This is a genomic window from Maribacter sp. R77961 (genome assembly GCF_044594925.1).
GTDB lineage: Bacteria > Bacteroidota > Bacteroidia > Flavobacteriales > Flavobacteriaceae > Maribacter.
In genome coordinates, this window is the sequence record NZ_CP138991.1 from 3,794,932 (window position 1) to 3,819,379 (window position 24,448).

At 38.0% G+C, this 24,448-nt stretch carries 19 protein-coding genes; 12 read left to right on the forward strand and 7 right to left on the reverse strand.

What is annotated here, in order from left to right; genetic code table 11:
* The 10 genes from SJY09_RS16290 (at position 1) to SJY09_RS16335 (ending at position 13,014) form a co-directional block, all read left to right on the forward strand.
* Entirely contained in the window at positions 1 to 1,284 is a 1,284-nt protein-coding gene (locus SJY09_RS16290; RefSeq protein WP_396636762.1) for a BatA domain-containing protein, read from the forward strand.
* A complete protein-coding gene (locus SJY09_RS16295) occupies positions 1,281 to 3,506 on the forward strand; it encodes a tryptophan-rich sensory protein (protein ID WP_396636763.1) in 2,226 nt (741 codons plus the stop codon). The genes SJY09_RS16290 and SJY09_RS16295 overlap by 4 nt, the downstream gene beginning before the upstream one ends.
* Complete coding sequence (locus tag SJY09_RS16300; RefSeq protein WP_396636764.1) at positions 3,499 to 5,238, forward strand: hypothetical protein; 1,740 nt, start codon at positions 3,499 to 3,501, stop codon at positions 5,236 to 5,238. The genes SJY09_RS16295 and SJY09_RS16300 overlap by 8 nt, the downstream gene beginning before the upstream one ends.
* A 47-nt stretch (positions 5,239 to 5,285) precedes the next feature.
* Positions 5,286 to 6,014 carry a type III pantothenate kinase gene (locus tag SJY09_RS16305; protein ID WP_396636765.1) on the forward strand — a complete coding sequence of 243 codons (729 nt, stop codon included), beginning with the start codon at positions 5,286 to 5,288 and terminating at the stop codon, positions 6,012 to 6,014.
* Positions 6,015 to 7,301, forward strand: a complete 1,287-nt coding sequence (locus SJY09_RS16310; protein ID WP_396636766.1) for a hypothetical protein — start codon at positions 6,015 to 6,017, stop codon at positions 7,299 to 7,301. It begins immediately after the preceding gene.
* A 38-nt stretch (positions 7,302 to 7,339) separates the two neighbouring features.
* A complete protein-coding gene (locus SJY09_RS16315) occupies positions 7,340 to 8,710 on the forward strand; it encodes a hypothetical protein (protein WP_396636767.1) in 1,371 nt (456 codons plus the stop codon).
* A 1-nt stretch (position 8,711) separates the two neighbouring features.
* Positions 8,712 to 9,317, forward strand: coding sequence for an LPS export ABC transporter periplasmic protein LptC (lptC, locus tag SJY09_RS16320; RefSeq protein WP_396636768.1), 606 nt, complete (start codon positions 8,712 to 8,714; stop codon positions 9,315 to 9,317).
* Complete coding sequence (locus tag SJY09_RS16325; protein ID WP_396636769.1) at positions 9,310 to 9,516, forward strand: hypothetical protein; 207 nt, start codon at positions 9,310 to 9,312, stop codon at positions 9,514 to 9,516. The genes lptC and SJY09_RS16325 overlap by 8 nt, the downstream gene beginning before the upstream one ends.
* On the forward strand, positions 9,516 to 10,802 hold the full coding sequence (locus SJY09_RS16330) for a hemolysin family protein (RefSeq protein WP_396636770.1): 1,287 nt from the start codon (positions 9,516 to 9,518) through the stop codon (positions 10,800 to 10,802). Before SJY09_RS16325 ends, SJY09_RS16330 begins: the two co-directional genes overlap by 1 nt.
* Before the next feature lie 91 nt (positions 10,803 to 10,893).
* Positions 10,894 to 13,014, forward strand: a complete 2,121-nt coding sequence (locus SJY09_RS16335; protein ID WP_396636771.1) for a peptidylprolyl isomerase — start codon at positions 10,894 to 10,896, stop codon at positions 13,012 to 13,014.
* A 53-nt stretch (positions 13,015 to 13,067) separates the two neighbouring features.
* Here the strand turns inward: SJY09_RS16335 and SJY09_RS16340 are convergent, their stop codons facing one another.
* Positions 13,068 to 13,976, reverse strand: coding sequence for a GYDIA family GHMP kinase (locus SJY09_RS16340; protein WP_396636772.1), 909 nt, complete (start codon positions 13,974 to 13,976; stop codon positions 13,068 to 13,070).
* Positions 13,973 to 15,295, reverse strand: a complete 1,323-nt coding sequence (locus tag SJY09_RS16345) for a hydroxymethylglutaryl-CoA reductase, degradative (RefSeq protein ID WP_396636773.1) — start codon at positions 15,293 to 15,295, stop codon at positions 13,973 to 13,975. Before SJY09_RS16345 ends, SJY09_RS16340 begins: the two co-directional genes overlap by 4 nt.
* A gap of 360 nt (positions 15,296 to 15,655) precedes the next feature.
* Between SJY09_RS16345 and SJY09_RS16350 the strand changes: the two genes are divergently transcribed.
* Positions 15,656 to 17,218 carry a peptide MFS transporter gene (locus SJY09_RS16350; protein ID WP_396636774.1) on the forward strand — a complete coding sequence of 521 codons (1,563 nt, stop codon included), beginning with the start codon at positions 15,656 to 15,658 and terminating at the stop codon, positions 17,216 to 17,218.
* Here the strand turns inward: SJY09_RS16350 and SJY09_RS16355 are convergent.
* From SJY09_RS16355 to surE, 5 genes are all read right to left on the reverse strand, one after another.
* Complete coding sequence (locus SJY09_RS16355; RefSeq protein ID WP_396636775.1) at positions 17,215 to 19,242, reverse strand: ComEC/Rec2 family competence protein; 2,028 nt, start codon at positions 19,240 to 19,242, stop codon at positions 17,215 to 17,217. The genes SJY09_RS16350 and SJY09_RS16355 overlap by 4 nt on opposite strands.
* Position 19,243: 1 nt before the next feature.
* A complete protein-coding gene (locus tag SJY09_RS16360; RefSeq protein ID WP_396636776.1) occupies positions 19,244 to 19,810 on the reverse strand; it encodes a C40 family peptidase in 567 nt (188 codons plus the stop codon).
* Between the two features lie 92 nt (positions 19,811 to 19,902).
* Entirely contained in the window at positions 19,903 to 21,021 is a 1,119-nt protein-coding gene (lpxB, locus tag SJY09_RS16365; RefSeq protein ID WP_396636777.1) for a lipid-A-disaccharide synthase, read from the reverse strand.
* Positions 21,022 to 21,306, reverse strand: a complete 285-nt coding sequence (locus SJY09_RS16370; protein ID WP_396636778.1) for a hypothetical protein — start codon at positions 21,304 to 21,306, stop codon at positions 21,022 to 21,024.
* A complete protein-coding gene (surE, locus tag SJY09_RS16375) occupies positions 21,303 to 22,079 on the reverse strand; it encodes a 5'/3'-nucleotidase SurE (RefSeq protein WP_396636779.1) in 777 nt (258 codons plus the stop codon). The genes SJY09_RS16370 and surE overlap by 4 nt, the downstream gene beginning before the upstream one ends.
* Positions 22,080 to 22,259: 180 nt before the next feature.
* On the opposite strand from surE, the gene SJY09_RS16380 reads away from it, so the two are divergent.
* A complete protein-coding gene (locus SJY09_RS16380; protein WP_396636780.1) occupies positions 22,260 to 24,410 on the forward strand; it encodes a carboxy terminal-processing peptidase in 2,151 nt (716 codons plus the stop codon).
* The last annotated feature ends 38 nt before the right edge of the window (positions 24,411 to 24,448 follow it).

The following is a 24,448-nucleotide window of genomic DNA, read 5'->3' on the forward strand; positions in this document are numbered from 1 at the left end:
ATGAGTTTTCTGAACCCAACATATTTATGGGGCCTTTTAGCACTTTTAGTGCCTTTGGTCATTCATTTTTTAAACAAAGGTGATGTAAAGACGATTAAAGTAGGTAGTGTTAAGTATTTAGAAGCTCAAGAAACTACACAAACTAAAAAGTTGAAGCTTAATGAATACGTGTTGCTCTTTTTAAGAATGCTGCTATTGGGTTTGTTGGTATTGGCCATTTCGGTTCCATCAATAGAGAAAGCAGTAAAAAAAGAATCCTTAACGTATTTTATTGAACCCTCTTTATTGGGCAATGATAAAATGAAATCACTTCTGGAAAGTGAGTCCCAAGCTTCATTTCGATTTTTTTCTACCGATTTCCCCACTTTGGATACGGATAAGATGCCAAATGGGAAACCTAATTATTGGCAGCTAGCAGAGGCCTTAAATGATTTTCCCTCGGATAGTATCGTTGTATTCTCGGAGTCCCGAGTTTCTGGAATAAGAGGTATACGACCTAAGATACCCAATACGATCAATTGGGTGGTTATGAACCAAGGAACAAAACTAGACACCCTTATTGGTGCGTATAAAACCGACGAAGAGGTGGTGTTGGTAAATGTGGTTAGTAGCGACGGTTATACCGATATTGAAAAAGAATCCATATCCCGAGAAAGCAACATATTTATGGCCTTATTAGGCGATAGTATTAAAGTGGAACGGAATGGAAAAACTAGCAAGGTTCGGTTATGGACAAAAGATACCTTAGCAATAGGGCTGTTTTATGATTCTGATTTTTCGCGGGAAGTGCAATATATTTTGGCTGCTTTGGATGCGGTATCGGTTTATGCACAACAACCACTGCATATTAAAAAATTTAAAGATGATGATAGTATGTTGGAGGCAGATTTTGACTTTTTGATTTGGCTTAAAAGTAAGCCTGTTTCCGAAACGGATACGAACTACCTAAGTTTTCAGCCAGATAGTCTTTCGGGTCAACTAATTTCGAAAGGGTATAGCAACAATAGTTTTTTTCTCACAGAGCGGCTATCGATTAGGAATACCCTTAAGGGCAGATTGCCAGAACGTTTGTTGGAAATAATTGCTCCTAAGGAAGCGCTAACTGAAAGAATAGCCCCTTTTGATAAAAGAGTTCTTGCTAGTGAGGAATTGGTTCCTTTGCCTACCAATAGCGTGCAGGGGGCAATTAGGGTAAACAAAACTTCCTTGGCGTCATGGGTTTGGTTCATTGCTATTGTGGTATTAGTCGTGGAACGAGTGCTTTCTAAATTAAGAAGACAATGATGGAAGCGCGGCAAATTTTGAAAAACACGCTTTGGAAATGGCGGTTGTACAGGCTAACAGAAATTGTGTTTCTAGCACTAAGTTCAGCAATAATAGCCTTTTTGTTATCAATTTCTTTCGGTATAGCGGTTCTTGTCTTTGTTGTAGTAAGTAGTATTGGTGTGGTATATCATAAACCGTGGACTCATGGTTTGGCCGATATCTGTAGTGACTTGGACGTTAGTTTGGGCGTATTGGAAAATAGTTCTTCATTACTGTTAACGCCGGAAGAAGAATTAACCCTACTGGCCCAAATACAACAATCTAAAATAGCCAAAACCTTAAAGTCCCATGAAAAAGCCATTCGAATTAAAAATAGATTAGGACTGGGTGCTCTGATGACTTTTTGTTGCTTGGGGCTATTGGTAGTGGGGTATTATACTGGGGTTTTGCAAAATACAAAGATTGAAAATCCACAAATTACCGAGAAGGAAGCTATAATGGTTACCGCTTTGGACACTGGGCTGGCAGCGGTGGTTCCGCCAAAAATCAATAAACAAACCATCACGATACAGTATCCTGCGTATACCAAAAAGAAGCGGCTGGTAACGTCGGACATGAATATTAAGGCTTTGGAAGGGTCAACTGTGAAATGGACCATTGGTTACGATCAAAAGGTAAAAGAATCCTTGCTGCAATTTGGAACTGATGAGGTAGCCATGCAAAAAAGGAATGATTCTTATTTTAGCCTAACCAGTCCTGAAAGTTCTAGTTTTTATAATCTGAAGTTTTCAGATACGCTGGGGAATAGGTATATATCGGATTTGTACGCTCTTGAAGTGTATAAGGATGAAGCGCCATCAATCACCATTGCTGGCTTGCAACAGTTTACATCATTTAATTTCGATGGTCCGCAGCTTCTAGAATTCACGGCTAATCTAAAGGATGATTTTGGTATAGCCGATGTAGCTATCATAGCCACGGTGAGCAAGGGCGCAGGGGAGTCCGTTAAGTTCAGGGAAGAGCGGTTGTCATTTGATGCATTCTTTGAAAAAGCCTCAAAATCATCCGTACTGAGAAAAAAATTAGATTTGAGAGCATTAAAAATGGAGCCTGGCGACGAACTCTATTTTTATGTGGAGGCGACGGACGTCAAAACTCCAAAACCGAATATCACCAGAACCGAAACTTTTTTTTCCGTAATAAAGGATACGGTTAAGGATGGCTTTGCGGTAGAAGGAACTATGGGGGCGGATCTTATGCCAGATTATTTTAGAAGTCAACGTCAATTAATTATTGATACAGAAAAACTAATTGCTAATGAAGCTACACTGGTAAAAAAGGTATATAACTTTAAAAGCAATGAGTTGGGCTTTGACCAAAAAGCACTTCGCATAAAATATGGCGCCTTTATGGGTGATGAAACTGAGGGTCCTGTAACTTCTACAGCCAGTTCCATTGAGACTATGGATTCAGAAGATCCTCTGGCTTCTTATTCACATAAGCACGATTCGGATAATGAACATAATTTGGTGGCGGAGGAAGAACATGATCAGGGTCATGATCACGAAGAAAGTGATGCACAAGAAGAAGATCCACTAGAGGCATATGTTCACGATCATGAAGACCCCGAAGCATCTACCTTATTCGCACAATCTTTAAAAAGTAAATTAAAACAGGCTATGGCCGAAATGTGGGATGCGGAGTTGTACCTACGTTTGTTTGAGCCAGAGAAATCATTACCCTATCAATACAAAGCACTAAAACTTATTCAAGAGATAAAGAATAGTGCCCGTATTTATGTGCATCGTATTGGTTTTGACCCTCCACCAATCAAGGAAAACAAGCGTTTATCTGGAGAAACAGATGAAATTAAAAGTTTTAGTAAAAAGGAAGATTTAGAGAAAGAAGTGCCGTACGTTTTTATGAATAAAGCTATTGAGAGATTAGAAATACTGCGAACTAAGAAAATATTGATTCAAGGAACGGACAGAGAAATTTTTAAAAAAGCTGGTGAGGAACTGGGGGCTTTGGCTATAAAGGAACCTAGTAAGCATTTGAAGACATTACAAGGTTTAAAAGTACTTTCCGAAGCTAGGGCAAGTAATGAAAAGGATTTGAGATTGGTACAGAAAGGTTTGTCACAAGCGTTACCTAAAAGGTCTGCGGAGCCTAATAAAGGTAATGGTTACACTAGTAGATTAAATGAATTAATGTTAGATGCCCTGGAGATAAATGAATAATTCCATTCAATTTATAAATGAAAAATGGCTGTGGTTCTCCATAGTGTTGGCATTTATTTTGGTGCTACTTTTTATTTGGAAGGAATGGAAGGGTAGTTTTAATCGTAATTTTTATATCAATAGCGTAGTGGCTCTTATTGGACTTACGGCACTGCTATTTATGTTTCTTGGACCCACTTGGACAAAGGAAGTACAGGGAAAAGCAGTACTACTTACTCAGGGTTTTAGTCAGGTGCGGTTAGATAGTCTTAAAAAACAAGATCAATTCATCAAAGAAATAAACTATGTTCCCGGTGAAAACCTAAAGGAAAGGCTGGTATCCATTAATGAGTTAGTTGTTTTAGGACATGGAGTGGCTGTATTTGATTATTGGCAACTAGAGGAAACTGCTGTAAACTATCTTAAAGGGGAACTCCCTAGTGGTATTGTACGGATAAACTATCCATCGGAAAGTAGAGTTGGGACAGAATTAACCATTCAAGGAGTCTACAATAGGCCAACTGCAGGAACTAAATTGTGTTTACAAGGATCGGGAGGAAAAGTTCTTGATTCTGTTATCTTAAAAAGTGATAACAGGCAGGGGTTTTCCTTAAATACTATAGTAAAGACCGAAGGGAAATTTGTGTATCAGCTTGTAGAAATGGATAGTGTAAATAAGGTTATTAGTACAAATCCGTTGCCTTTGGTAGTTGAGGATATAGCCGTATTAAAAGTGCTCATCGTAAATCAGTTTCCATCTTTTGAGACGAAATACCTAAAAAATTACCTATCGGAGGAGGGACATGAATTGGTAGTAAGAAGTAAGATTACCAGTGGTAAGTATAAATTTGAGTATTTCAACACAATACGCCAACCAATCTATAGGTTTACAGAAAAGTCACTGGCTTTCTTCGATGTTTTAATCTTGGACACAGAGACTTTTATGGGGCTATCTAGGAATACCTTGGAAAGCCTTGAAAAAAGTGTAAAAGAAGAGGGGTTGGGGGTTTTTGTGCAACCGAACAGAAGGTTGTTTAGGTTCAAGAATAGTCTTGTAAACTTCAATAGTGTTTCAGATGGTAAGGAGAAGTTGGTGCCCTCCGATTGGTCTAAAAATCCCATCGGCAAATATCCTTATCGGTTCAATGATGAAAGTTTAAAAGCATTGCTTATAGGAAATTATGCAAAACGTATAGTAATAGGGAAAGGTACTATTGGAACAAGTCTACTTAAAAATTCCTATGAATTGGTGTTGAAAGGTGAAAGCGATACATACAAAGAAATTTGGTCATCCATACTTAGCCAGATTTCCAAGAAAGCGGAGTCAGCTGCTCTTTTTAATACGTCTAACGGATTTATTTTTAAAGATTTACCTTTTGAATTTTCGGTACAGACCCAAAAGCAGAGACCGCAACTACGACATGGTTCCGGTTACCTTATTCCCTTAATGAAAGATGCAACGCTACACGATAAATGGCAAGGAACCATCTATCCACAAAAAAAAGGTTGGAACAGTTTAAACCTTAAGGTAGACACTGCAACTGTTGTAATGAATTATTACGTTATGGATACTGAACAATGGAAGCCACTAGTCGGCGCAAACACCGTAGTGGATAACACACGGTTTTTTGGAAAAGAAGAAAAGAAGAACCTTAGAAGAGAAAGTTATGCGGCGGTTTCAAGCTTTTGGTATTTTCTTCTATTTCTTAGTTGTATGGGTTATTTGTGGCTAGTACCAAAATTGTGGAATTGATTTTATGTAATTGTGCATTGTTCTTTTCCCTTATATACCTTTGTAAAATGAATTTGATAATAGACCAAGGAAATACATTTATAAAATTCGCGGTTTTTCAAAAAGGAAAGCTACTATTTGATCAATCCTTTTTAGCGAAACAATTTGTTGAAAAGGTTAAGGAAATTTTTAAGAACTATCCAAAGATAAATCAGTCTATTGTTTCTACCGTGGGTGAACTGGATAATAAAGATCTTGCAGTGCTTTCTTTGTTTTCTAAAGTACATGTTTTGTCGTTTAGGTCTAAAGTTCCATTTAAGAATAGCTATGCCACGCCACATACCTTAGGTATAGACCGTATAGCGCTAGTGACGGCTGCCTATTACCATAATCCACATCGTAATACGCTCGTAATCGATGCAGGTACTTGTATTACTTATGATATCATTAATGATTTTGATGAGTATTTGGGAGGTGCTATTTCGCCGGGGCTACAGATGCGATATAAAGCAATGCACGAACAGACGGCAAATCTACCTTTATTACAAAAAGAGGAGATTTTAGATTTTATCGGAAACGCTACGAATACCAGCATGCATAGTGGTGTTATCAATGGGCTTACGCAAGAAATTAACGGTATTGTTGCGCAATATTCAGCTCGGTTTAAAGATTTAACAGTTATTTTAACAGGGGGTGATGCGCAATTTTTGTCTAAACGACTAAAAAATACCATCTTTGCGGATTCCAAATTCCTCTTGAAAGGACTTAATTATTTGCTGGAATACAACAAGCATTAGATGATCAAAAAAATTGTAATTGCAATTGTGTGCTTTGCCACGACTGGTTTGTACGCTCAAGATGGTACCGTTTCTCCTTACTCCGTTTTCGGCATAGGTGATTTAAGAACTACAAGTACGGTAGAAAATCAGATGATGGGAGGAATGGGTGTATTTACGGATAGCATTCACGTAAATCTTCAAAACCCGGCCGCATACGGTGAACTAGGTTTGGACCGGTTGGATAAAGTAGGTCTTGTTAATTACACGGTGGGTATTTCAAACAAGCAAATAAGACTTAAAAGCTTTACCGAAGAGCAAAGTAGCTCCGTTACCAATGTAGATTATTTGGCACTTGGTTTTAGTTTGGGTAAAGGATTGGGTATGGGGTTTGGTATCATGCCATATTCTTCTGTAGGTTACAATTTGGTAGACCAAAGACAAAGTGGTTCGCAGCCCCTGACCAATATTTTTAGTGGTGAAGGGGGGCTCAATAGGGTTTATTATTCAGTAGGATATCAATTTATAAAGGATTTAAGTATTGGTTTCACGGCCAATTTTAACTACGGTACTTTAGAAAGTGAGCGCCTGCAACAAATAGAAGATGTGCAATTTGGTACTTTTGATAGAAGAACTTCTCAGGTAAATGGGTTTGATTTCAACTACGCCCTTAACTATACACCTACTATAAAAGATAAATATACCTTACATGTATCTGCAAGGGTTAACACGCAAGGTAACCTAGTATCCAAGAACGATAGGCGTATCGGTTCTTTCTCAGTTGCCACTGGGGGTAATATAGAGGAGGTAAATGTTAACCTAGATGCGCAGAACCTTAGAAATACAGAATTAAAAATACCCACTACAACAACACTTGGTTTAGGATATGGGGAAAATCTAAAATGGTTTTTAGGGGCGGAGTATAGCTTTCAAGGTTTAAGTTCTTTTGAAAACTCATTTTTAGGGGTAGATAACATAGCATATAATGACGCAAGCACATTTGCTTTTGGTGGATTTTATACTCCGGACCATAGCTCTTTTTCGAGCTATTTAAAACGGATTACATACCGCGCCGGATTGCGTATGGACAATACAGGAATGGTGGTCAACGATGTAAACATAAATAACTTTGGCATAACTTTTGGGTTAGGACTACCACTGGGACGAAGTTATTCTAATCTTAACATTGGTTTTGAGGCCGGCAGGAGAGGAACAACAAGGGCAAATCTTATAGAAGAAAGCTATTTTAAAATTAATGTAGGACTTTCTTTAAATGATTTCTGGTTTCAGAAGCGAAAAATAAATTAATAAAAATTTAGTACATTAACCACTTTAAACTTAGTAAGATGAAAATGAAACTTTACTTCACGGCAATTATGTTCTTAGGGATGATGGGGGTAAGTAATGCACAGGCTCAAAACCCTGAGTGTATGACTAATCTGTCCATATTTTCGGAGCATGCAAAAGTCAAAAATTATGATGCGGCATATGAACCTTTTAAAAAGGTTTATGAAACCTGTCCGCAACTTAATAATGCTATCTATGTATACGGAGAACGTATCTTGAAAGATAAAATTAAAAAAGCTCCGGCTGGTGAAAAGGATGGTTATATCAAAGATTTGATGGGTCTTTATGATGATAAAATGAAATATTTCTCATCAAAGACCAACATGGCAGAAACCGAGATAGACAAAATATTGTTGCAATATGACAATAAAATGTTGGACGATGCTGGTGTTTATGCAGGTTTGAGTAAGCCTTTTACGGAGGACAAAGCAAACTTTAAAAACCCAAAAGCACTTTATCTTTATTTCTCTAGTCTGGTAGATTTGCACAATGCTGGTCAGAAAGAGCTTCAAGAGGTATTTGACGTTTATGATGATGTCACTACGAAGATAGAGGAGGAAAATGATAAACTTACGGATAGGATTGCAAAACTTTTACCAAAAGAAGAGGAAGGAACATTGACTTCAAAAGAGAAAAGAAGGTTAAAGTCCTATAACTCTTATTCTGAAAATTATGGTAAGATTGCTGGAAGTATAGACTCTAAATTAGGTAAACTTGCCGATTGTGAGAATTTAATTCCACTTTACGAAAAGAACTTTGAGAGTAGAAAGGGTGATGTTAAATGGGTTAAGAGTGCAGTTGGAAGAATGTTCAGTAAAGAATGTACTGATGATCCATTATTTAAAACAATGGTTGAAGTACAAGCGGAGTTGGATCCATCGGCTGATGTTTATGTTTATTTAGGTTCTTTGAAATCTAAGAGTGGAGATACCAAAGGGGCAGTAGCAGATTTCAACAAGGCTTTGGAATTAGAGACCGATGCCAAAAAGAAATCAAATATTGCTTACAAAGTAGCTACTATCTATAGAAGAAGTAGCAAATCAACGGCAAGAAGTTACGCTCAAAAAGCAATTGATGCAAACGGTGCTAATGGAAAAGCTTATTTATTAATAGCTAGTTTATATGCCGGCAGTGCTAATGCTTGCGGAACTACGCCTTTTGAAAAGAGGGCAATTTACTGGAAAGCAGCTGATATGGCTAGCCGAGCCGGTCGCGTAGATCCTTCTTTACGAGGTAGGGCAAGTCAGGCGGCAGCAAGTTATAATGCAAAAGCACCAAGTAAAGAAATGATATTCAGTTCAGGTATGGCTGGTAAAACAGTTACTTTTTCTTGCTGGGTAGGAGGAAGCATAAAAGTTCCTAATTTGTAAAATGATAAAATATATCTTCGATATTTTTAGGGGCATTGCCATGGTTTCCATGGCAATGCTTTTTTTGTGTTGCCAAGATAACTATAAGCGCGTAGGGGAAGAGGCCCAGAAAGAAGTCTATCCGCAAGGCGTTGCCAAGAATTTCGAAGCAACCTACACGGAAATTCCCGAAAAATTGGGAGCAGAGGATAATGGTTCGTCCAAAATAGTGGCGGTGCTATCCGGGCCAATTAGAAATGATTTCGAAAATTTATTATTTCCTTATCAAACTTTTCCAGAGGGCTTGCTCGTAGAAATTTTTAATGAAAAAAATGAAAAAACTACGATTGAGGCAGATTACGGGATATATTACGGAGCCACTTCCGTTGTAGATTTACAGGGAAACGTACTAATTAAAAGTCATGATGGTAAAGAATTAGAAACACCACAATTGTATTATGATAGAGGTAACGAGTGGGCGTTTACCCAAGAAAAGTTTAAGTTTACCAATCCTGAAGATGGTACGGTAATGGATGGTGAGGGTATGGATATTAAAAAAGACCTTAGTTTTTTAAATGCACACAAAACATACGGGCTTATGCTCATAAAAGAAAGTCAAGATGATTAAGATTTTAAGATATACAGAGTATTTGTACATTATTGTTGCTGCATTTTCCGTTTATAGAATTTTTACGGATTGGAATACGGATAGGTCAATGGCCTATTTATTCCTGTTTTTTGCTGTTATTTCTACTGCGATGTTCTTTTTTAGAAGAATCTATCGTAAAAAGTTCGAAAATAGACAAAACGATTCTAAAAACCAATAGTGGATAGTTCGGTACTTATTATCATAGTTTCCTTACTGTTTTCGGCCTTCTTTTCAGGCATGGAAATCGCTTTTTTTTCGGCCAACAAAATACATATTGAAATTGAAAAAAAGCAAGAAGGCTTTTTGGCGAAGGTATTGACTAGGCTTACAAAAAAACCTTCCAAATTTATCGCTACCATGCTTATCGGTAACAATGTAGCCTTGGTTATTTACGGGCTTTTTATGGGTGAGCTACTCATGGAGTGGTTTGCTGGAATTCCTATTTCAAATGCTTTTTTGAAAGCATTGGTAACGGATTTTAGTCTTCTTTCGCAAACCGTTATTTCTACGTTTGTGATACTGATTACCGCAGAATTCTTACCCAAAGTACTATTTCAGATTTATGCGAATAGCCTATTAAAACTACTTGCTATTCCCGCATACATATTTTACCTATTTTTTTCTTTGATTTCAGATTTTGTAATTACGGTTTCAGATTTCATTTTAAAGTATGTTTTTCGGACTCCCGGGGATGAGGTGCAGCTAGCGTTTAGTAAAATAGAACTTGGAGATTATATCACCGAACAGATGGAAACCGTAAAGGAAGAAGATGAGGTGGATTCCGAAATTCAGATTTTTCAGAATGCCTTGGAGTTCTCCGCTGTAAAGGCCCGTGAGGTTATGGTGCCAAGAACCGAGATTATGGCGGTTGAGATGCACGAAACTCCCAGGAACCTGGCAAAGATTTTTACGGAGACCGGTTTTTCAAAGATTTTGGTGTACAAGGAAACTGTGGATGACGTTATTGGGTATATTCACTCTTATGAACTGTTTAAAAAGCCAAAAACCATTAAAAGTATTTTGCTTCCAGTGGAGTTTGTGCCCGAAACAATGCTCATACAAGATATACTAAATACATTAATAAAGAAGCGAAAGAGTATTGCTGTAGTTTTAGATGAATACGGTGGCACAAGTGGTCTTATGACCGTTGAGGATATTGTTGAGGAACTGTTCGGAGAAATAGAGGATGAGCATGACAGTACTGATTTAAGGGAGGAACAAATAGACGAATCGCACTTTCTGTTCTCCGCGAGATTAGAAGTAGATGCTATTAATGAAAATTATAAACTTAATCTACCCAATTCGGATGAGTACGAAACCTTGGGTGGACTTTTGGTGCATCAGGTAGGGGAAATACCTGAAAAGGACGTAGAGATTTTAATAGCTAATTTCAAGTTTACCATATTGGAAGTTTCTAATACTAAAATAGATTTGGTTTCCATGGAAATTGTTGACGAAGATTAATGCTTTTACAGCAATCATTACAAGTGTTTTAGTTTTTATTATTTCAATTAAAAATGGTAATTTCGCCAACTGATTTTAATTTTTCGATAGAATGGCAGTTTTAGAAAATATAAGAAAACGAACTACGGTTTTAATACTCATTATCGGTCTTGCGCTCTTTGCATTCGTTATTTCTGGAGTTTTTACAAGTAGTAATTTTGGAGGAGGAGAAAAAGTAGGCTCTTCCGTAGCAGAAATAAATGGGAATGAACTTTCCATAGATGATTTTAGACAAAAGGTAGAGTCGGCTTCCAGAAGAGTTGGCCCAACGACTACTTCGTTACAAATTATGAATCAGGTTTGGGACAGGGAAGTTCGTGGTGCAATACTCAGTGAGCAGTTCGAAGATTTGGGAATAGGTATTGAGCAAGATCAAATTGTTGACTTTTTGAGAACTACAGGTTACGCTCAGAATCCAGAGTTCCAAAATGAAAACGGAATATTTGATCCGAACAGATTTAAGCAAACGGTAATGGATTGGAAAGTGAATAATCCTGCTCAATATGATGTATGGTTACAAACGGAGCAAGAAATTATTCAGCTGGCGAAAGAACAGAAATATTTCAATTTAGTGAAAGCCGGTATTGGTGCTACTTTAAAAGAAGGCGAATTAGATTATAAGTTGGCCAATGAAAAAATAGATTTAAAGTATGTTCGTGTACCTTATGCTTCAATCCCGGATAGTACGATAAGCGTTACTAAAAGTGAAATATCTACGTACGTTAGTAATCATAAGGAAGATTTTAAACAAGATGCGGCAAGGGATATTCAATTCGTATATTTCGAAGAAAAACCTTCCGATTCGGATGATGTGGCGGTAAAACAGGATTTAGCCAAATTATTAGATGACTCCGTAGAGTACAACTCAACAACGGATAGGAACGATACCATAAGAGGTTTCAGAACTACTTCTGATGTGGGTGCTTTCTTAGATCGTTATTCGGACACGAAATTCGATACCGTGTATCGTGCTAAGAAAAATCTTCCATCCAGTATAGCTGATACGCTCATGACTTTGAAAGTTGGTGAAATTTACGGTCCCTACAAGGAGCGTGGGTCTTATCAGATTTCTAAAATGATGGGTAGAAGGGCTAACGGTTCGGTTAAGTCTAGTCATATCCTCATAACATATGAAGGCGCAACTCGTGCTAATCCTGAAATTAAAAGAACCAAAGAAGAGGCGGAGAAAAAAGCAGAAGAGCTTTTGGTAGAGGCTAAAAAGTCTGGCGTAGTTTTTTCAGAATTGGCCCGTGATAATTCTGATGGTCCATCTGCTCCGCAAGGTGGTGATTTAGGCTACTTTCAAGAAGGAAGTTTAGCAACAGAATTCAACGATTTTATTTTTTCTAACCCGGTTGGAACCATAGGATTGGTAGAAACGGATTTTGGTTTCCACGTTATCAGGGTAGATGATAAAGAAGACATCGTTCAATTAGCGACACTATCTAGAGAGATAGTTGCCTCAGAAGAGACTATCAATACCTTGTTCACCGATGCTACCAAATTTGAAATGGAAACTATAGCTGACGAAAGTGGTTTCTCGGAATTGGCTAAAAAAGGGGAGTATTTGGTAAGACCTGTGAATAAAATAAAACAATTAGACGAAAATCTTCCTGGTTTAGGTTCGCAAAGAAATGTGGTACAATGGGCGTTCAATAGTGATACAGAAGTTGGAGACATTAAGCGTTTCAATATTAATAATGGCTATGCCGTAGTGCAATTGACGGGTAGTTATAAGGAAGGATTAATGGCACCAGAAGATGCTTCCGCTACAGTATTGCCTATAATTAGAAAAGAACGTAAAGCAGCACAAATAATGGCTGCCAATGCTGGTAAAAGTATGGAGGCGATAGCAAAGGATAATAACGTTACGGTTTCAACTGCCTCAGCACTTAGTGTAAAAACCCCGACCATACCAGGAGCGGGAAGCGAGCCAGCAGTTGTAGGTACGGCTTACGGCATGGCGCAAGGAGAAACCTCAGAACTATTAGAAGGAAATTCAGGAGTTTTTATGGTAGAGGTTACCAAAAGAACAGAAGCTCCAAAGTTAGAGAACTACAGTACCTATGCAAATACATTAAAGAATAATGCGGCATCTAGAGTTAATACGGCAGTCTATAACGCTTTAAAAGAAGCTGCTGAAATAGAAGATAAGAGAGCTACTTTCTACTAGAAGTATCTTTTCTTTACATACTATAAAAAAAGTCTCCACTAAGGAGACTTTTTTTATAGTATCATTTCGGCGTAGGGCAACACAACGGAATAGCCTTTTGATTTAAAGTAGACTGGTGTTTCGTTATTTCCTGTGGCCATAATAAAATCCCCACCCCAGGCCCCTAAACTTTTTATACTTCCTTGATAATCCGGAAAGAGTTTTTCCTTTATTGGAGTAATTTGTAATACCTGAGAAAGCTTTTCTTCATGTATGTTTATTAATTCTTCAAAGTCCCTAAGGTTTGGTGATAAAATCATCTTTCTAGTAAGCTCGCTTAGGTCATGGGTCAATTTAGCTTTATCAATGTTTAAACTCCGGTAGGAAGCTATGGCCTCTCTACTATTTTTTTTCTGATTTAAGTACACAAAAAAAAGGGAAGCTGTAAAAGGAGGGGTGGTATGCAGTTCGGTAATTAATGGAGTGGCATTTTTTAATTGAAAAACGATAGGCATATCGTACTGCGCACATGCAATATCGTATGCACTTCCTCCAAAAGTTTTGGATAATAGTTTATAGGGGTCAACTTTTGCCCATGAACTTAGATTCGCTATTAATGTTGACGATGTGCCCAAGCCCCAAGCCTTTGGGAAAGTGAGCTCAGTCTTCACTTCACAACCTTTGGCGTTAGTCAGAAAGCTAGGTTCTAGGCTGCGTATTTCATTGAGTATACGGATAAGATTTTTAGAAATTTCTTCGTTGGTGGACGAAATTTCCTTGAAATCTTTTAAGGTGTACGATCCTTTGAACCAAACCGTACCGTCTGCATCACTACTGCACCATGAAAGTGTCTCGGTGTTGGTATCATTAACGCGAAGGTATTGCCCAAATTTGGTGGGAATTGCCCAACCTTCGGCACCATCTAAAATAGCATACTCTCCAGACAGTAAGAGTTTTCCGTTACTGTAAAATTCTTTGGTCATGACTGTTTTCTTAGTCCTGTTAAGACATCTATTACGCTACGGTGTGTAATGGTGTTCGTTTTAAAATGTTCGACAACGGTAATTTTTTCACTTTCCGTTGCTCCCTGTTGGTTTAAAATATTCATTAGGTGCATTTTCATATGACCTTTTTGAATTCCTGTGGTTACTAAAGAACTTACTGCGGCAAAGTTCTGAGCCAAGCCCGCAACAGCTATTACTTGCATTAGTTCTTCTGCTGATGGGTTGTTTAGAAGTTCCAAGTTTAATTTCACCATAGGATGAAGTTTTGTTAGTCCACCTACGGTACCGAGAGCCAGTGGTAATTCGATCCAAAATTTAAAAACATCATTTTCAACGGAAGCATGGGTAAGGCTACTGTATTTACCATCCTTGGAAGCAAAGGCATGGACACCTGCTTCAATTGCCCTAAAATCGTTGCCTGTGGCTAAAACAACTGCATCAATACCGTTCATGATTCCTTTATTGTGGGTAACAGCTCTATAGGGTTCTACTTTTGCAATTTGAACAGCCCTGACCATTTTTTGAGCAAATTCTTCAGGCGTTATTTCTGTAGATAGGTTCAATTCGGATACCGGGCAGCTTACTTCCGCTTTTACCAAGCAGTTGGGCACATAATTAGAAAGGATACTCATCACTATTTCTATCTGTCTTTCCGCTTCTGAAAATAAACTATAGTTCAAAGCTTCGCTCTTTAAGGTGCTTGCAAATTGTTCTAAACAACTATTTATAAAGTTCGCTCCCATAGCGTCCTTGGTTTCAAAGGTGCAATGTAATTGGTAGTAATTTGCTAAATCCTCGGTTTTGTCCCTTAGTTCTATTTTAGAAATACCACCACCGCGTTTGGCCATACTTTCCGTTAAACTATCGGTCGCTTTAAATAATTTAGGGCTTATAGCGGTAAAGAAAGTATTTAGTTTATCGGTGTCACCTTTAAATATGAAATGTACTTGGCCCACCTTTTCGGTGCCTAATACTTTAGTTTTAAAACCGCCTCTACCTAACCAGAACTTAGCCGCCTTACTCGCCGCGGCAACGACCGAACTTTCCTCAATAGCCATGGGAATGGCAAGTAGTTTATCATTTATTAAAAAGTTGGGCGCTATACCTAATGGAATATATAGGTTGGTAAACGTATTCTCTATAAACTCGTCATGTAGGTGTTGTAATTTTTCGTCCGTATTCCAATAGCTTGTGATAATTTCTTTGCCTCGGTCCGGGTGCTGTATATAATTAGATACAATCCAATCTATTTTTTCTTGCTTGGAAAGTTTGGAGAAACCAGCTATTGGCTTTGGCATGTATTTGATATTTGTAATTGGTGTTGGGAGATGAAAAACGCTAACGAATTTAGGGTTGATGTACTCCAGACTAAGGAGTAAAGATAAGAATAATGGTCAGAACTGTATTGGGAGTACGGCACCGTTAAAATTGGTTTCTTTTTTGCACAATTCGTTATTTTTACCGGAAATAGTAGTAAACTTGGTAGAATTATCAACTTTCATCTTTTTTAAGGCTTTGTGTACACCAAATTTTGGGTGTGTCTCAGCTAAAAATTAGGGTGTCTATGCGGTAATACCTGGGTATACTTGTTCAATAAAATGACGAATTTTTTGAAATCCAATCGCTAACCAAGAATTAAGAATTAAACCAACCCAATTATGACAAATACGAAACCAGCACATCAAAGAGAACTTTTTGGACATCCGGTAGGCCTATATGTACTCTTTTTTACCGAAATGTGGGAACGCTTTTCCTATTACGGTATGCGAGCCCTTCTTACACTGTATATGACGGCACAAACCTTAGAGAATGATCCGCAAAGTGGTTTAGGGTGGTCAACCACAGAGGCACTTGCCCTTTATGGATGGTACACCATGCTGGTGTATTTGATGAGTATTCCAGGCGGCTTTATAGCAGATAGATTAATAGGACAGAAAAAGGCCGTCACCATTGGCGCCATTCTTTTGACCGCAGGCCACGGCGTATTGGCAATAGATGCTATATGGGCCTATTACACAGGTCTGGGTCTGGTGATTCTAGGAGTTGGCATGTTGAAACCTAATATCTCCACTATGGTAGGAGGGCTGTACAAACAGAATGATATTAGGAGGGATAAAGGATTTAGTATATTCTATGTAGGTATTAATCTAGGTTCTTTTACGGCATCACTGTCCGTTGGTTTAGTAGCTGCCCTTTATGGATGGCACTATGGTTTTGGTTTGGCTGGTATTGGAATGTTACTTGGTCTAGTAGTTTACTTATACGGACAACGTTTCTTAACACATGTGGGTAATGAGCCAACTGTAGAAGAGAAATCTTCGGATATAAGCCTTGCTACACTTTTCTCTCAATTATTGAAATCGCCATTGCAGCTAGGAATCGTAACGGTATTAATGGCCTTGTCACTTTATGCAGGATTTACATTTGAAGGTCCGGACCATTGGGGTTATGGAGCCTTATTCATTGTATTGACTTTGGTAACAGGGTTAATGATGATGATTTATAAGAATTTGAACGGTCAAGTAGAAAAAGATAGATATTTGGTATTATTGATATCGCTATTAATGGTTGTGGTATTCTGGGGTTCTTTTGAGCAAATGGGCGGATTGATGAATCTATATGCTGAGGAAAAGACAAATAGAATGTTTATGGGTTGGGAGGTTCCCGCAGCTTGGTTTCAGGGAGCAAATGCAGGTTTTATAATTCTCTTTGCGGTTTTAGTAGCTAATTTTTGGGCTAAAAGGAAGCTTAAGGGCAAGGAGGCTTCATCTATTTTTAAAATGGCGGTCGGTGTTATCATTATGGGTGTGGGTTTCGTGTATATGGTATTTGCCTCCATGCAGTATGAGGCTAATGGAAGTTCTGCAATGTATTGGTTAGTATTGGCCTATTTGTTTCATACGCTTGGAGAGTTGTGCCTTTCCCCTGTTTCGCTATCGTTCTTCACCAAGTTGGCACCGGACAGATATATGGCGCTAATGATGGGTGTTTACTGGGCAGCCACGGGATTGGGGAACAAGGTTGCGGGAGTTATAGGAGAAAGCTCCGTTCAAGCCGGAGAATTTAAAGTATTTGGAGGACTATTTGTGTTCGCCGTCCTCTTTGGACTTTTAGTGATATTGTTATTAAAACCGTTGAAACGATTAACACATGGTGCAGAGGATAAAGAAACTGTTATTCATGATGATGAAACCGAAGGTTTTGAACTATCCGACCATTAATAACTTTTTGATTTAAACGAATAGGCTCCCATTTCACCCGTGTAGTGAAATGGGAGTTTTAATTTTTTACAAGTCTTTTTCCAACGTACTACGTAGCTCTTGTAATTACTACCGTCGGCTAGTATCATTGTTGGTTTAGTCTCCTGTATGAAGCGTTCTAGGTTAATTTTTGGAGAATGGCTTAGTAAGATGGTGCGCTCCTTGGTAGTGGAAGGATATATGCCCAAGCTGTCTATTATAAGTAAAGATTGGTCTAAAACGGTATAGGCTTCCTGAAGCGAATCGTAGGCCGTATTAGAAATGTGTTCCTGTACTTCAAAATTCTTTAAGATGTTCTCCGTTTTAAAAGGATTATTGCTCAACACTGTCAAATTATGACCATTACGGTTCAACAAAATTGTATTTTTAGTTTGATGTAAGAGTAAGATGTCTTCCTGTTTGCTAGCATCGTACACTGCATAAGTTGTCCAGAGTTGAAAACCTAATAGGCCTAATAAAAAGAATACTACTCTTCTAAAAGTGATTTTTGTAAACAAACCCACCATAAGTATAATAATCACGTAGCCGATGACCAGTTGTATATAATCAAAAGAAATAGCGCTTAAGATAAAAGCTTCTTGTTTAGCGACTACATCCACAACCGTATTCATCCATAGGATAAGCTTGTTAAATGTCCACACCAACCAATCAGGTAAAGCATCGCCCAGAGAAAGGAAGATTACTACAATGCCAGTACCTAGTATTGCTCCTAATGCTGGTACTATAAGTAAGTTCGAGATAAAGAATAAACCAGGGAATTGATGGAAATAGAATAGGCTTATGGGAAGCACCCCTAGCTGTGCGGCAATACTAACCGAGAGTAATTGCCACAGATAACGGATTATTTTATTCTTTGGAAACCATAACTTCTGCAATAAGGGATATATCCCAACAATTGCAAATACTGCTGCGTAGCTCATTTGAAAACCTACATGAAATAGTAAGTTAGGATTAATGAATAGTAGTATAAAGAACAACGAAAGCGATAGGATATTAGCGGTGTTGCTGGGCCTGTTCAAAGAGAGGGCGTAGGCTATGAAGGTAAACATGGTGCACGCCCGTATAATGGAAGCCGATAGTCCGGCCAAGAAAGCAAATCCCCAGAGGAGCAGTGCAGAGACAACTAGGATAATATTATTCCCATGGGGCAACGTTCTTAATGGACTAAGTAAAAACTGGATTAAGAATAACAGTATTCCAATATGTAAGCCTGAAACAGCAAGGATATGCACAGCACCTGCTTTCTTGTAATTGTCATAAGTTTCCTCGGATAGGTCGGTACGTTGTCCTAGTAATAGGGCTTGGATAACGCCTAGCTCGTTTGTTCCAAAATTCTTCTCCTTCAGCTTATTAATGATATGACTCCTGGCTTTAGCTGCCATACCATAAATTGTATGGTCAGCGGTCTTGCTTTTTATGTAATTAGAGGAATTCAGATTTATCTGGTGGTATATACCTAATTGTTCTAAATAGTGCTTGTAATTAAATTGATGCGGATTTAATGGAAGATGAATGGATACTGGCTTCGTATAGGTCCAAAATTCATCATCTACTTGTAGGGTCGGAGCTACAGTATCTAATTTTTTATTGAGGATTATCTTTCCCGAGACCGACTTATTTTTTACACTGATCACAGTAGCTATGTAACGTTGAGAAAACGATGAGGGTTTAAGGACTTCTTTAATTTTAAGTTGCCATAGGTCATCTTTCTTGAAGCCTAATTTGCTGTAATGCGAACTGGAATTTCTCGGCTGTGCTTGTTTATAGGTTAGTGCGCCCAAAGAAATTGTGGCTGCAGCCGCTATGGTTGCGAACAGTGTTGATATTGTATTTTTTTCTACGTAATAACATACTCCAAGCGTAAGGATTAGAAAGAGTGTTGTGCCAAGAGGGTATATAATATCAAAAGAAAAATAGCGGCCAATAAGTATTCCGATAATGAGAAGTAGCGTCAATTTTACGGGAACAAACGCAAATAACTTCATTCTAAAGAATCCTAGTTGCTTTTACGAAAGCCTGGTTCCAGTAACCTTCGCGCAAAGAAGAAACGGTTACTCCTCGGGATGATGAGGCATGTATGAATTTAATTTCATTGTTCTCAACGGCTACGACCATGCCTACATGGTTTATTCTTTTCGCTCGTTTATTGGTCTTAAAGAATAGTAAATCCCCTTTTTCCACATCCCTGACCCTTATTTTTTTACCTTCTTCGGCCATATGTATGGATGTCCTGGGAAGCTTAACGTCATGCTTTCCAAAAGAAACGTACAATAATCCTGAGCAATCCATTCCTTTTCGGGTGGTGCCACCAAACTTATACCGAACACCAGAAAAGGTTAGCGCGGTATTAATAACATTATCTGCCGTGGAGAGGCTGGTTCTTTTAGTGGTGTTTTCGACCCTACGGGTAGTAGTGGTATTTGTGTTTCCACGTCGTGCATTGTCCGCCGCTGCAACGGAAATTTTACGTGCCTGCGTAGCGGTTTTACCTTTTTTACTGCTTCCGCAACTAGCCAAACATAAGAACAATAGAATACAGATAGATGAACGCATAAGGTCTAAGTGTGCTTTAATAGCTGAACATCAAAATTATAGAATTATTTTGTAAGCACTAGAATACCTGAATTAATTATTGAAAAATGCGTCTATTCTTTGGCATTGGAAATGATTAATGCGGCGGCTTTCTTGCTTGCTCCAGACCCTCCTAATTTTTGACTTAATATCTCGTAGGCAGAAAGCTGGTTTTTTCTGTTCGGACCAGCTAATATGAGATTTAATTCGCTCTTTAAATGTTCTTTTGTAAGCTTGTCCTGTATCAATTCCTTTACGATTTCCTTTTCCATAATAAGGTTCACCAAAGAAATATAGTCTAAGGTAATAATGCGTTTTGCAATTTGATAAGATATCCAATTAGCCTTATAACAAACCACTTGAGGTACTTTGAATAAAGCAGTTTCTAAAGTCGCTGTGCCACTAGTAACAATTGCAGCGTGGGCTATGGACAATAAATCGTAGGTTCTACTCTGTACAAATTTAATGTTCTTATTAGCCAAGAAGGAATTGTAAAAGACCTTATCTAAACTAGGTGCACCGGCAATTACGAATTCGTAGTCTTGAAAATCAGTAGCAAGCGATAGCATAATCTGCAACATTTTTTGAACCTCTTGCTTACGACTGCCGGGTAATAGTGCTACAATAGGTTTCGTTGGGTGCATTTGATGTTCTTCTCTAAAACGAGGTTCATCTAGCTTAGGCCTATCGGCAATGGCGTCTAATAAAGGGTGTCCCACAAAATTAACGGGAAAATTATGTTTTCTCTCGTAGAAGTCTTTCTCAAAAGGCAATATGACGTGCATGGCATCAATATCCCTTTTTATTTTTTCGATGCGCCCTTCCCTTGAAGCCCATATCTGCGGCGAAATATAATAATTGGTCTTGAATGCGTTGACTTTTGCCCATTTGGCGATTCTAAGATTAAACCCCGAATAATCGATAAAAATCAGCATATCCGGCTTAAAAATCAGAATATCTTCTTTACAGAATTTAATATTCTTAAAAATTGAATTTAAGTTTAATAGCACCTCAAGGAAACCCATAAAGGCCATTTCCTTATAATGTTTTACCAATGTGCAGCCAGCATTTTGCATCAAATCACCACCCCAGCAGCGTATGTCTGCATGCTTATCTTGAAGTTTAAGTTCTTTGATTAAATTAGACCCGTGAAGATCACCCGATGCTTCTCCGGCAATGATATAGTACTTCATCTAAAAAATCTTATAGTATAGAATCAGTAGTGCAGTGAGTAAGGTGGCTATTAAAACACCTTTGGCACGCTGGTCTCTTTTGATTCTTAAAAAACCAAAAAATGCAACGAGGTTTAAAATGGCGCCCAATGCTAATAGGCTGCCCACATGTCCTTGAGCAATTGCCGCATTATAGGTTTCTGTGATGCTCAAATCCGAAAATAGGAGTATGTACAATAGTGTTCCAACCGTATTGGCTATAAGTCCTACAATAAAACCTATAAGTAGTTCTTTTTTAGTGTTCATTCTAAATTCCAATTGTTTATAGCTTGTATGGCATGGTGCGCGGTAAGGTCGAACTGGGTCGGAACTATGGAGATGTATCCATTTGCCAGTGCCCACTCGTCCGTATCTTCACCTTTATCCAGTAATTCAAATTCTCCGGTGAGCCAGTAATAATCCTTGCCCATGGGGTTGGTTCTTTTGTCAAATTTTTCTTTCCAATTTGCTTTTGCTTGGCGGCATATTTTAACACCTTTAATTTCCGCTGTGGTTAATTTGGGGATATTTACGTTCAGTACTACATCTTTTGGTATTCCATGAAGTAACGCTTCTTTAACGATATTTTTAATAAACGCTTTAGCTTGTGAGAAATCGGCATCCCAAGTATAATCACATAAAGAGAATCCAATGGCGGGCACCCCTTCAATACCAGCTTCTATAGCAGCACTCATTGTACCAGAGTATATCACGTTTATAGCCGAGTTTGCACCATGGTTTATACCGCTTACGCAAATGTCAGGTTTTCTTTCCAAAAGCTCTTGAAGTGCCAATTTTACACAATCTGCAGGTGTGCCGCTACAGCTATATTCCTCAACTCCCAATGCTCCAAAATCGGGATTCATCTTAGTGGTATAAAGCGTGCTATCCAATGTAATTGCATGTCCCATTCCAGATTGCGGACTGTCGGGCGCAACTACCACTACCTCACCAATTTCTTTCATTAGTAATACTAGTGATCTAAGGCCTGGAGCAGTTATTCCATCATCATTGGTAACCAGTATCAAAGGTTTTTTCATCAAACATACTTTATAGCGTAAAAATACGTTTTTAAATAAGATTGTTCGATTTAGTCGTTTAACAAAAAATTAATCCCATGTCCCAAAATTGGCATGGTTTTTTCTTTATCTTAGAGAATTCTGGTGCGTTCTTACGCTTAAAATTTCAGGATTTTGAAAAGGAATAAAAAAGATAGTTTTATGAAAAGAAATTTAGCCTACGTTTTAGTGGTAATGCTTATAGCTGTTGCTTCTTGCAGTTTTACTAATAAAACTTTTGAAAATGATGATAAGGATAAATTGTTATTAGACTTAATAACATACGTATTAGAAAAAGGGCATTACGAGCCAAAAAATATAAATGATGATTTTTCAGCCAATGTCTTTGAGGATTTTATAGATGTTATTGATCCTACAAAGCGTTATTTTTTAGCGACTGATATTAAGGAATTCGAACAGTATAAGTTTCAGATAGATGATCAGATAAAAAACACGGATATCACCTTTTTTAATATGGTTTACGATAGGCTTATCGAACGTATGGACGATGCCAAGGAAATTTATAGCGAAGTCCTAAAAACTCCTTTTGATTATAATGAAAATGAAAGTATCAGTATTAAATATGAAAATGAAGACTTTGTTGCCAATAAAGCTGAATTAAAGGAACGTTGGAGAAAACAACTAAAGTATGCCACCTTAGGCACTTACGATTCTAAGATAGCGCATGCCGAGAAGGATAATGTAGATGGTGTCTTTGATGATCATGGGCACGAGGCACACTCGCCAGAGGAAGCAGAAAAAGAAGCTAGAGCGTCTACGGAATCTACCTTAGACGAGTTTTTCGATTTTATAGCGGACCTAGAACGTAAAGATTGGTTTGTGCAATATATCAATACTATTGTTGATGAATTTGATCCGCATACATTTTACTTTGCGCCAGACGATAAGGAAAAGTTTGATATGAACATGTCAGGTAAGTTCGAAGGTATAGGAGCAAGACTTCAAAAGAAACCTGAAGGAGCTAAAATAGTAGAGATTATTTCTGGGGGACCGGTATGGAGAGATGCACGTTTAGAAGTTGGTGATCAGATTTTAAAAGTTGGTCAGAACGGAGAAGAATCTATCAACATTGTTGGAATGCGTTTAGATGATGCCATTAAGTTGATAAAAGGAGCACAGGGAACTATAGTTGACCTTACGGTTAGAAAAGTAGATGGTTCTTTAGAAGAGGTTTCGTTGACTAGAGATGTGGTAGAGCTAGAGGAATCTTATGCCAAATCTGCTAACATTATCAGAGGTGACGAGAAATTCGGACTCATAAACCTACCTAAGTTTTATGTAGATTTTGAAGATTATAGTGAAAGAAACGCTGCTTCCGACGTTGCAAAGGAGGTAGAGCGCTTAAAGCAAGAAGGAGCAGAAGGTCTCATTTTAGATTTAAGGGATAATGGTGGAGGATCTTTAAAAACTGTAGTAGAGATGGCTGGGTTGTTCATTAAAGAAGGTCCCGTAGTACAAGTAAGGTCTAGTAGTAAGGAAAAAGATGTTTACGAAGATAAAGATGAAAGAATTCAGTGGTCTGGACCCCTTGTAATACTGGTGAATGAACTATCCGCTTCGGCTTCAGAAATATTGGCTGCTGCCATGCAGGATTATAAGCGTGCGGTCGTTATAGGAAGTAAACAAACTTTTGGCAAAGGAACCGTACAAAACGTAATTCCTTTGGATAACATAGTGCGCAGTAATGAACATGGAGATTTAGGTGCCATAAAGTTAACTACACAGAAATTTTACCGTATTAATGGAGGATCAACACAGTTAGAAGGCGTTAAGAGTGATGTTGTGGTACCGGATAAGTATAGTTATATAGATTTGGGAGAAAGAGACCAATCCAATCCGTTAAAATGGGATAAGATTACTCCTGCTGAGTATGAAATTTGGGATGGTTATATCGATTATGACCAAACCATAGCGAACAGTAAAAAGCGGATGGCGGTAAATCCCCAGATTAAATTGATTGAGGAAAATGCACAATGGCTCAAGGCAGAACAGGAAGAAACCGAGATTTCATTGAACTATGAGACATATAAAGAAGAAAAAGTGAAAGACAAGGAAAAGTCTAATTATTTCAAAAGCCTTTCCGAGTATGATTCTAAACTTACTTTTAAATCTTTAAAATACGAAGAAGCCTTATTCACGAAAGATTCTGTTCTAAGGGAAAAAAGAAACCGCTGGCACAAAAATTTAGCGAAGGATGTTTATGTAGAGGAGGCTGTAAATGTTTTACAAGATTTAAAAATGAATAATATAAAAAATATAAAAAACGGAAAGCTAGCTAGCGTAAAAGGTTAGCATTCCATTTCAAAGAATAAAAAAAGCCGCTCATTGAG

What these genes read in the sequence shown, in the direction of transcription:
- SJY09_RS16345 (WP_396636773.1), bottom strand. Translation starts at nt 15,295, where the DNA reads ATGCCAAAGCCAATAGCTGGTTTCTCCAAACTTTCCAAGCAAGAAAAA.
- SJY09_RS16305 (WP_396636765.1), top strand. Translation starts at nt 5,286, where the DNA reads ATGAATTTGATAATAGACCAAGGAAATACATTTATAAAATTCGCGGTT.
- SJY09_RS16315 (WP_396636767.1), top strand. Translation starts at nt 7,340, where the DNA reads ATGAAAATGAAACTTTACTTCACGGCAATTATGTTCTTAGGGATGATG.
- SJY09_RS16300 (WP_396636764.1), top strand. Translation starts at nt 3,499, where the DNA reads ATGAATAATTCCATTCAATTTATAAATGAAAAATGGCTGTGGTTCTCC.
- SJY09_RS16340 (WP_396636772.1), bottom strand. Translation starts at nt 13,976, where the DNA reads ATGACCAAAGAATTTTACAGTAACGGAAAACTCTTACTGTCTGGAGAG.
- SJY09_RS16370 (WP_396636778.1), bottom strand. Translation starts at nt 21,306, where the DNA reads ATGAACACTAAAAAAGAACTACTTATAGGTTTTATTGTAGGACTTATA.
- lpxB (WP_396636777.1), bottom strand. Translation starts at nt 21,021, where the DNA reads ATGAAGTACTATATCATTGCCGGAGAAGCATCGGGTGATCTTCACGGG.
- SJY09_RS16335 (WP_396636771.1), top strand. Translation starts at nt 10,894, where the DNA reads ATGGCAGTTTTAGAAAATATAAGAAAACGAACTACGGTTTTAATACTC.
- SJY09_RS16310 (WP_396636766.1), top strand. Translation starts at nt 6,015, where the DNA reads ATGATCAAAAAAATTGTAATTGCAATTGTGTGCTTTGCCACGACTGGT.
- SJY09_RS16290 (WP_396636762.1), top strand. Translation starts at nt 1, where the DNA reads ATGAGTTTTCTGAACCCAACATATTTATGGGGCCTTTTAGCACTTTTA.
- surE (WP_396636779.1), bottom strand. Translation starts at nt 22,079, where the DNA reads ATGAAAAAACCTTTGATACTGGTTACCAATGATGATGGAATAACTGCT.
- SJY09_RS16355 (WP_396636775.1), bottom strand. Translation starts at nt 19,242, where the DNA reads ATGAAGTTATTTGCGTTTGTTCCCGTAAAATTGACGCTACTTCTCATT.
- SJY09_RS16295 (WP_396636763.1), top strand. Translation starts at nt 1,281, where the DNA reads ATGATGGAAGCGCGGCAAATTTTGAAAAACACGCTTTGGAAATGGCGG.
- lptC (WP_396636768.1), top strand. Translation starts at nt 8,712, where the DNA reads ATGATAAAATATATCTTCGATATTTTTAGGGGCATTGCCATGGTTTCC.
- SJY09_RS16380 (WP_396636780.1), top strand. Translation starts at nt 22,260, where the DNA reads ATGAAAAGAAATTTAGCCTACGTTTTAGTGGTAATGCTTATAGCTGTT.
- SJY09_RS16360 (WP_396636776.1), bottom strand. Translation starts at nt 19,810, where the DNA reads ATGCGTTCATCTATCTGTATTCTATTGTTCTTATGTTTGGCTAGTTGC.
- SJY09_RS16325 (WP_396636769.1), top strand. Translation starts at nt 9,310, where the DNA reads ATGATTAAGATTTTAAGATATACAGAGTATTTGTACATTATTGTTGCT.
- SJY09_RS16350 (WP_396636774.1), top strand. Translation starts at nt 15,656, where the DNA reads ATGACAAATACGAAACCAGCACATCAAAGAGAACTTTTTGGACATCCG.